General features: G+C 72.8%; 6 protein-coding genes. 2 read left to right on the top strand and 4 right to left on the bottom strand.

All coding sequences use genetic code 11. The annotated features are described in order from the left end of the window. Positions 1–181: 181 nt before the first annotated feature. Together galK and galE are read right to left on the bottom strand one after the other, a co-directional pair. Positions 182–1,366: a galactokinase gene (galK, locus tag AB0J90_RS33935; protein WP_363603103.1), complete on the bottom strand. Its 1,185-nt coding sequence runs from the start codon at positions 1,364–1,366 to the stop codon at positions 182–184. Next, positions 1,363–2,352 carry a UDP-glucose 4-epimerase GalE gene (gene galE / locus AB0J90_RS33930; protein WP_326562503.1) on the bottom strand — a complete coding sequence of 330 codons (990 nt, stop codon included), beginning with the start codon at positions 2,350–2,352 and terminating at the stop codon, positions 1,363–1,365. The genes galK and galE overlap by 4 nt, the downstream gene beginning before the upstream one ends. A gap of 238 nt (positions 2,353–2,590) precedes the next feature. On the opposite strand from galE, the gene AB0J90_RS33925 reads away from it, so the two are divergent. Continuing rightward, positions 2,591–3,655, top strand: a complete 1,065-nt coding sequence (locus AB0J90_RS33925; RefSeq protein ID WP_363603101.1) for a hemolysin family protein — start codon at positions 2,591–2,593, stop codon at positions 3,653–3,655. A gap of 31 nt (positions 3,656–3,686) precedes the next feature. Here AB0J90_RS33925 and AB0J90_RS33920 read toward each other — a convergent pair whose 3' ends face one another. Both AB0J90_RS33920 and AB0J90_RS33915 read right to left on the bottom strand, forming a co-directional pair. Beyond that, the gene (locus AB0J90_RS33920) at positions 3,687–4,949 is read right to left on the bottom strand and encodes a hypothetical protein (RefSeq protein WP_363603099.1); all 1,263 of its coding nucleotides are present in this window, start codon (positions 4,947–4,949) and stop codon (positions 3,687–3,689) included. Further along, positions 4,942–5,499: a sigma-70 family RNA polymerase sigma factor gene (locus AB0J90_RS33915; protein WP_363603113.1), complete on the bottom strand. Its 558-nt coding sequence runs from the start codon at positions 5,497–5,499 to the stop codon at positions 4,942–4,944. Before AB0J90_RS33915 ends, AB0J90_RS33920 begins: the two co-directional genes overlap by 8 nt. A 179-nt stretch (positions 5,500–5,678) precedes the next feature. On the opposite strand from AB0J90_RS33915, the gene trpS reads away from it, so the two are divergent. Beyond that, on the top strand, positions 5,679–6,704 hold the full coding sequence (gene trpS, locus AB0J90_RS33910) for a tryptophan--tRNA ligase (RefSeq protein WP_363603097.1): 1,026 nt from the start codon (positions 5,679–5,681) through the stop codon (positions 6,702–6,704). The last annotated feature ends 66 nt before the right edge of the window (positions 6,705–6,770 follow it).

The raw sequence follows: 6,770 nt of genomic DNA, 5'->3' as shown, positions 1-6,770 counted from the left end.
ATACCGCCGCAACCGCACCACCGGCGGCTTCATCCTCATCGACGAAACCACCAACCGCACCATCGCCGCCGGCATGATCGTCGACACCGCCTGACACCCGCGCCGATCTTGCAGTTGTGGTCGTGCTGTTCGCCCTGTCTGAGGCGATATGCGCGGACCACAACTGCAAGATCGACGGGGATCAGGTGAGGCGGTGGGCGCCGGGGGCGGGGACGGCGGGGAAGGTGCGGGGGGCGGTGAAACCCTGGGCGGCGTACGCCTTCGTGATGGCGGTGGTTACCGGGTCGAGGCGGTTGGCGTCGACCAGGGCCAGTACGCAGCCGCCGAAACCGCCGCCGGTCATCCGGGCGCCGTACGCACCCGCGGTCAGCGCGGCTTCGACGGCGGTGTCGATCTCCGGCACGGTGATCTCGAAGTCGTCCCGCATCGACGCGTGCGAGGCGGTCAGCAGCGGCCCGATCTCGCGTACGCGACCGGCGCGCAGCAGGGCCACCGTCTCCAGCACCCGCTGGTTTTCGGTGACCACGTGCCGGACCCGACGCCGGACCACCGGGTCGTCGAGCCGGGCGAGCGTCTCGTCCAGCCCGTCGACCGTCACGTCCCGCAGGGCCGGCACACCGAGCGCGGTGGCCGCCGCCTCGCAGGCCGCCCGGCGGGCCGCGTACTCGCCGGTGACGTGCCGGTGCGGGGCCCGGCTGTCCACCACCAGTACGGCCAGCTCGGCCGCGTCGAGGTCGAACGGGATCTGCTCCACCTCGAGCGAGCGGCAGTCCAGGAAGAGCGCGTGCCCGTCCCGGCACCGGATCGACGCGGACTGGTCCATGATCCCGCAGGGCATGCCGGCGTAGACGTTCTCCGCCCGCTGGGCCAGCGCCGGCCGGTCGTCCACCGGCAGGTCCAACCCGCCGAGTTCGGCCAGGGCGGTCAACACCGCCGACTCCAGTGCGGCCGACGAGGAGAGCCCCGCCCCCAGGGGTACGTCGGAGGCGATCGCCAGCCGGGCGCCCGGTACGTCGAAACCGGCGTCGCGCAGCGCCCAGACCACCCCGGCGACGTACGCGCCCCAGCCGGTGACCCGGCCGGGTTCGGTCACGTCGGCGAGGTCGAAGTCGATCCGCTCGCCGGATTGCTCCGACCAGACCGTCCAATTCGGCTCCGGTCGGGGCGTGACCGCCACGACCGTCTGCTGCGGCAGGGCGAACGGCAGCACGAAGCCGTCGTTGTAGTCGGTGTGCTCACCGATCAGGTTCACCCGACCGGGAGCGGCCCATGAGCCGGCGGGCTGTTCGCCGTACCCGGAGGTGAAGCCCTCGGTGGCGCGGGCGGCGACCCCGGCCGCGACGCTGCGTTGGTCTGTCCGGCTCATTCGACCGGCTCGGCGAGGATGTGCGCGCGGTAGAAGCTCCACGCGTCGGTGACCATGTCGGCCAGGGTCGGTTTCGCCGGCACCCAGCCGAGTTCGGTGCGGGCCCGCTCGGACGAGGCGACCAGCGCGGCCGGGTCGCCCTCCCGGCGCGGTGCCATCTCGACCGGCAGCGGGTGGCCGGTGACCTCGCGGACCACCTCGACCACCTGACGGTTCGAGAAGCCGTTGCCGTTGCCGAGGTTGTAGACCCGGTGCTCGCCCGGCGTCGCCGCGTCCAGCGCGAGCAGGTGGGCGCGGGCCAGGTCCTCGACGTGGATGTAGTCGCGTACGCAGGTGCCGTCGACGGTCGGGTAGTCGTCGCCGAAGAGCTGCAGCTTCTCCCGGCGGCCCGCCACGACGTCCAGCGCGATCGGGATCAGGTGGCTCTCCGGGTCGTGCCGCTCGCCGAGCGCCCGGTCGGGCCGGATGTACGCGCCGGCCACGTTGAAGTAGCGCAGCGACACCGCACCGAGCTGGTGTGCGATCGCCTCGGAGGTGAGCGCCATGTCGACGGCGAGCTTGGTCGCGCCGTACGTGTTGGTCGGTGCCTTGGTGGCCTGCTCGGTGATGGGTAGCTCGGTCGGGTTGCCGTAGACCGCCGCGGTGGAGGAGAAGACGAACCGGGGCACCCCTGCGGCGCGTACGGCGTCGATCAGCGCGAGCGAGCCGACGGTGTTGTTCTCCCAGTAGATCTCCGGCCGGACCATCGACTCACCGGCGGCGATCAGGGCGGCGAAGTGCAGCACCCCGTCGAAACCAGCGTCCGGGGTGAGTACCTGGGCCGCGTCGTGGATCCGGGCCTGGACGAAGGTCGCCTCCGGGGCGAGCGCCTCGACATGGCCGGTACGCAGGTCGTCCAGGACGACCACCTGGTGCCCGGCATCGATCAGGAGCCGGGTGACGATGCTGCCGATGTAGCCCGCGCCGCCGGTGACGAGCAGTTTCACGTGGTGCCCTCCCTGCCTGGCCCGCCGGGGTGTGTGCGCCCGCGCACGCGAGGACCCCGGGGGGTGTGCGGGACAGATTACGGGCGCTGCCGGACGTCACCGAAGCCGACGCTGTCCCACCGCGGTCCGGGGCCTGTCCACCCTTATCAGGTTCCACCATTATCCAACAGACTCGAACACCGGGGTCCGGGCTGGCGTGTCCCCACCTCGTACGCGTCCGGTGTCTACCATCTCTGACATGCGGGTATCCGGCAGTACCGGGCCCCGGCGCAGGCCGCCGGGGCGTCCTGTTCGACAACCCGGCCCGGTCGCCCGGGGCCTGGCCAGGGTGGTGGTGCGCGCCGCCGACGCGGCGACCCGCCTGGTCACCGGGATGCTCGGGGCCAGCCCGATCTCCGGCCGGGAACGGATCAGCGAGGCCGAACTGCGCGACCTGGTCGCCGCGAACACGCTGCTCGACCCGGTCGAACGCCGGATCATCGACGAGGTGCTGGTGGCCGGGGCGAGCCTGGTCCGCGAGGTGATGATGCCACGTACGGAGGTGGTCTTCCTCAATGCGCGGCTGACCCTCGAAGAGGCGGCCAGGCTGGTCCGGGCGGAGACCCACACCCGGTATCCGGTGGTCGACCTGCCGCACGACGACGTGATCGGCTTTGTGCACCTGCGCGACGTGCTGCTCCACCCGGAGGAGGACGGGCGGGCCACGATCCGCGAGCTGACCCGGGAGGTCAAGCAACTCCCTGGCAGTAAACGGGTACTCGCCGCGCTCACCGAGATGCGCCGGGAGGGTCAGCACCTGGCCGTGGTGGTCGACGAGTACGGCGGCACCGCCGGCATCGTCACCCTCGAAGACCTGATCGAGGAACTGGTCGGCGAGATCCACGACGAGTACGACGCCGCACCCGAGCCGGTGCTCGCCGGGGCACCGCCGGTGGTCGACGGGCGACTCAACCTGGCCGACTTCGCCGAGCGGGCCGGGTTCGCCCTGCCTGACGGCCCGTACGAGACGGTCGGTGGGTTCGTGATGGCCGCACTCGGGCGGCTGCCGGAACCCGGTGACGAGGTCCCGGTACCGGTGGACGCGACCGGCGTAGCGCTCCGCAACCTCGACACCGGTCCGGTGGCAGCAGGCGGTGACGGTGGACCGGACCCGGTCGTCCCGGGCCACGGCTGGGTACTGCGGGTGCTCGCCCTGGACGGGCGACGGGTGGCCCGGATCGGCATCTCCCCGGCCCGCCTGCTGGAGCAGCGCAAGGCACCCCGGTCGACCCCGCCGGGCGAGTCGTCGGTCCGCACCGGCTGAGAACGTACCGTTCGCGAGACGGGGGTCCGGATCAGCGGATCTGGAGCTTGCGCCAGGTCGAGCCGTCCGCCGAGTACGCCACCCAGTCGGTGTCGAACAGGTCGTACGCGACGTATCCGGCGTCGGTACGCGCCAACCGGCCCACCTCGGGCAGGCTCCCGGTCGCGCGGGCGAAGCTGTGGCCGTCGTCGGCGCTGACGTACCAGCCGTAGTCGGCACCGGACAGCAGCAACCGGCCGTCGAGCAGCGGCACCGGGTCGCCGGTCATCCGCTGCGGCCCACCCACCGGCACCCCGGACGAGGTACGGGTGAAGTTCCGCCCCCCGTCCGCCGACCGGAACACGCCGCGCAGTTCGCCGCCGGGGCCGAGCACCACCGCGTACACCCGGGCGCCGAGTACGGCGACCCGTACCGTGGCGGGTCCGCCGTCGGGGGTGTCGAGGGGCGTCTCGGTCCAGTTCGCGCCCCCGTCGTGGGTCACCGCCGCGACGGGGTGCCCGTCCCGGGTCCCGCCGATCCACCAGCCCCCGTCGGCGGTGGCGTCCGGCGCCACCCAGCAGACGCTGATCCCGTCGACGGGGAGGCTGCCGCCGTCGGCGAGCTGACCGGCCCGCCAGACCCGTACGGTCTCACCGCAGCCGCCGTCCGGGGAACCACCCGGCGGCTGGCCGCGTAGCCGGTCGCCGGGTTGGAAGCCGCCCGCCGCCGACCCGGTGCCGGCCGGTGCGCCGACCCGCCAGGTACGGCCACCGTCGACCGAGGTGTACGCGGTGTCCCCGGTGACCGCCAGCCGCCCGTCCGGGAAGGCGAGCAGGTCCATCCCGGTGCGGCCACGGGTGGTACCGGGCAGCTCGGTCACCTGCCAGGTCCCGCCGCCATCCTCGGTCCGGGCCACGCTGGCCGGGCACGGCTCGACGTCGACGCACACGGAGAGCAGGTAGCCGTGGTCGGGATCGGTGAACTCGATGTCCACGATCGTGCCGGGCACGCTGGTCACCGGCCCGTTCAGGCCGTTGATGGTGATCCCGTCGCCGGTGTAGACCGGCCCGCCGGGCGGCGCCTCGGCCACCGGTGGCGGCTGGTCGGCCGCAGGGGCCCACGGGTGCAGCAGCAGGGTGCCGGTGACCGCCAGGGCCGCCAGCGCCCCGCCGGCCGCGCCGCGTCCACGGCGACGGCGTCGAGCCGCCCGGTGCCGGATCCGGGCCAGCGGCGGCTGTTCGATCCGGTCCAGCAGGTCGTTCCGCCCGCGCGCCAGGTGGGCGTCGAGCGGGGTGCGGGCTTCGGGCTCAGGCATGGGTCACCTCGGTGGTGCCGGCGCGGGGCGGCTGGGCGGGGGACGGCTGGGCGGGGGTCGCTTCGGTGGGCTCGCCGGGGGAGTCGCCGTAGTCGCCGAGTCGGGCGGCGAGCGCGGCCCGCCCCCGGTGCAGGCGCGACTTGACCGTGCCCACCGCCACCCCGAGCAGTACGGCGATCTCGTCGACCGGCAGGTCGGCGAAGTAGTGCAGCACCAGGACCTCCCGGTAGCCGACCGGCAGTCCGGCCAGCGCGTCGCGCAGGTCGGCCCGCTCCGGTCCGGGTGCCGCCTCGACCAGCCGCAGGACCGGGCGGTCGCGGCGCAGGATGGTGTCGAGCAGTTGCCGGCGGCGCCAGCGGCGGCGTACGACGTTGATCGCCACGGTGCGCAGCCACGCCTCCGGGTTGTCGACGTCGGTCAGCCGGCGCGGTCGGGACAGGGCCCGGGCGAACGCCTCCTGGACCACGTCCTGCGCCTCGGCGAGGTCGGCGGTGAACGCGTAGACCTGCGCGACCAGCCGCCGGTAGCAGGCGTGGTACAGCTCACCGATCGCCTCGTCCGCCGCGGTCGACCCACGGCCGTCCTGGTCGCGCACCCGATCGCCGCCCTTCCGGTCCTCAGCGTACGAGTCCTCGCGAGCGGTCCCGGTTCCCGAGCGGGCGGAGGTCGTCCCGACTTGGCATGGGCCCGTCATGACGCCGGTCGGGGCTTGCTGTCAGAATTGCCGGCATGCCCGACGTTCCTGCCCGCCCCAGAGTGCTTTCCGGCATCCAGCCGACCGCCGACTCGTTCCACCTGGGCAACTACCTCGGTGCGGTCCGCAACTGGGTGGCGATGCAGGAGACGCACGACACCTTCTACTGCGTGGTCGACCTGCACGCGATCACCGCCGGGCACGACCCGGTGGTGCTGCGCCAGCGCACCCGGGTCGCGGCGGCACAGTTGCTGGCGGTGGGGTTGGACCCGGAGCGGTGCACCCTGTTCGTCCAGTCCCAGGTGCCGGAGCACGCCCAACTCGCCTGGGTGCTGAGCTGCATCACCGGGTTCGGTGAGGCCAGCCGGATGACCCAGTTCAAGGACAAGTCCGCCAAGCAGGGCGCGGACCGCTCCAGCGTCGGGCTGTTCACGTACCCGATCCTGCAGGCGGCGGACATCCTGCTCTACCAGGCGGACGCGGTCCCGGTGGGCGAGGACCAGCGCCAGCACCTGGAGCTGACCCGGGACCTGGCGCAGCGGTTCAACACCCTGTTCGGGCAGACCTTCACCGTGCCGGCCGCGTACATCGTCCGGGACACCGCGAAGATCGTCGACCTGCAGGACCCGACCGCGAAGATGTCGAAGTCGGCGTCCTCGCCGGCCGGTCTGATCGAGCTGTTGGACGACCCGGCCCGGTCGGCCAAGAAGATCAGGTCGGCGGTGACCGACACCGGCCGCGAGGTCCTCTTCGACCAGGAACAGAAGCCGGGTGTGTCGAACCTGCTCACCATCTACGCGGCTCTCACCGGCCGCGGCATCGAGGACCTGGTCTCGGCGTACGAGGGCAAGGGGTACGGGGACCTGAAGAAGGACCTGGCCGCGGTGGTGACCGAGTTCGTCACCCCGATCCAGGAACGTACCCGGGCCTACCTGGACGATCCCGCCCAGTTGGACAAGCTGCTGGCGATCGGTGCGGAGAAGGCCCGTGCGGTCGCCTCGACCACGCTGGCCGCCGCGTACGACCGGGTCGGGTTCCTGCCGGCGGCACGGCATGACTGACCGGCGGGGTCGCACGGGCAGGATCCGGACCGGGGCGACCCGGCGACGTTGAGGGTCGGCCGGCGT

Origin of the sequence: Micromonospora sp. NPDC049523 (genome assembly GCF_040676775.1) — a bacterium.
Lineage (GTDB): Bacteria > Actinomycetota > Actinomycetes > Mycobacteriales > Micromonosporaceae > Micromonospora_G.
The sequence above is the reverse complement of the archived record's forward strand: the minus strand, read 5'-3'. Positions and strand labels throughout refer to the sequence as shown.

Coding starts and splice junctions, on each gene's coding strand:
- galK (WP_363603103.1), bottom strand. CDS start 1,366: ATGAGCCGGACAGACCAACGCAGCGTCGCGGCCGGGGTCGCCGCCCGC.
- AB0J90_RS33925 (WP_363603101.1), top strand. CDS start 2,591: ATGCGGGTATCCGGCAGTACCGGGCCCCGGCGCAGGCCGCCGGGGCGT.
- AB0J90_RS33920 (WP_363603099.1), bottom strand. CDS start 4,949: ATGCCTGAGCCCGAAGCCCGCACCCCGCTCGACGCCCACCTGGCGCGC.
- trpS (WP_363603097.1), top strand. CDS start 5,679: ATGCCCGACGTTCCTGCCCGCCCCAGAGTGCTTTCCGGCATCCAGCCG.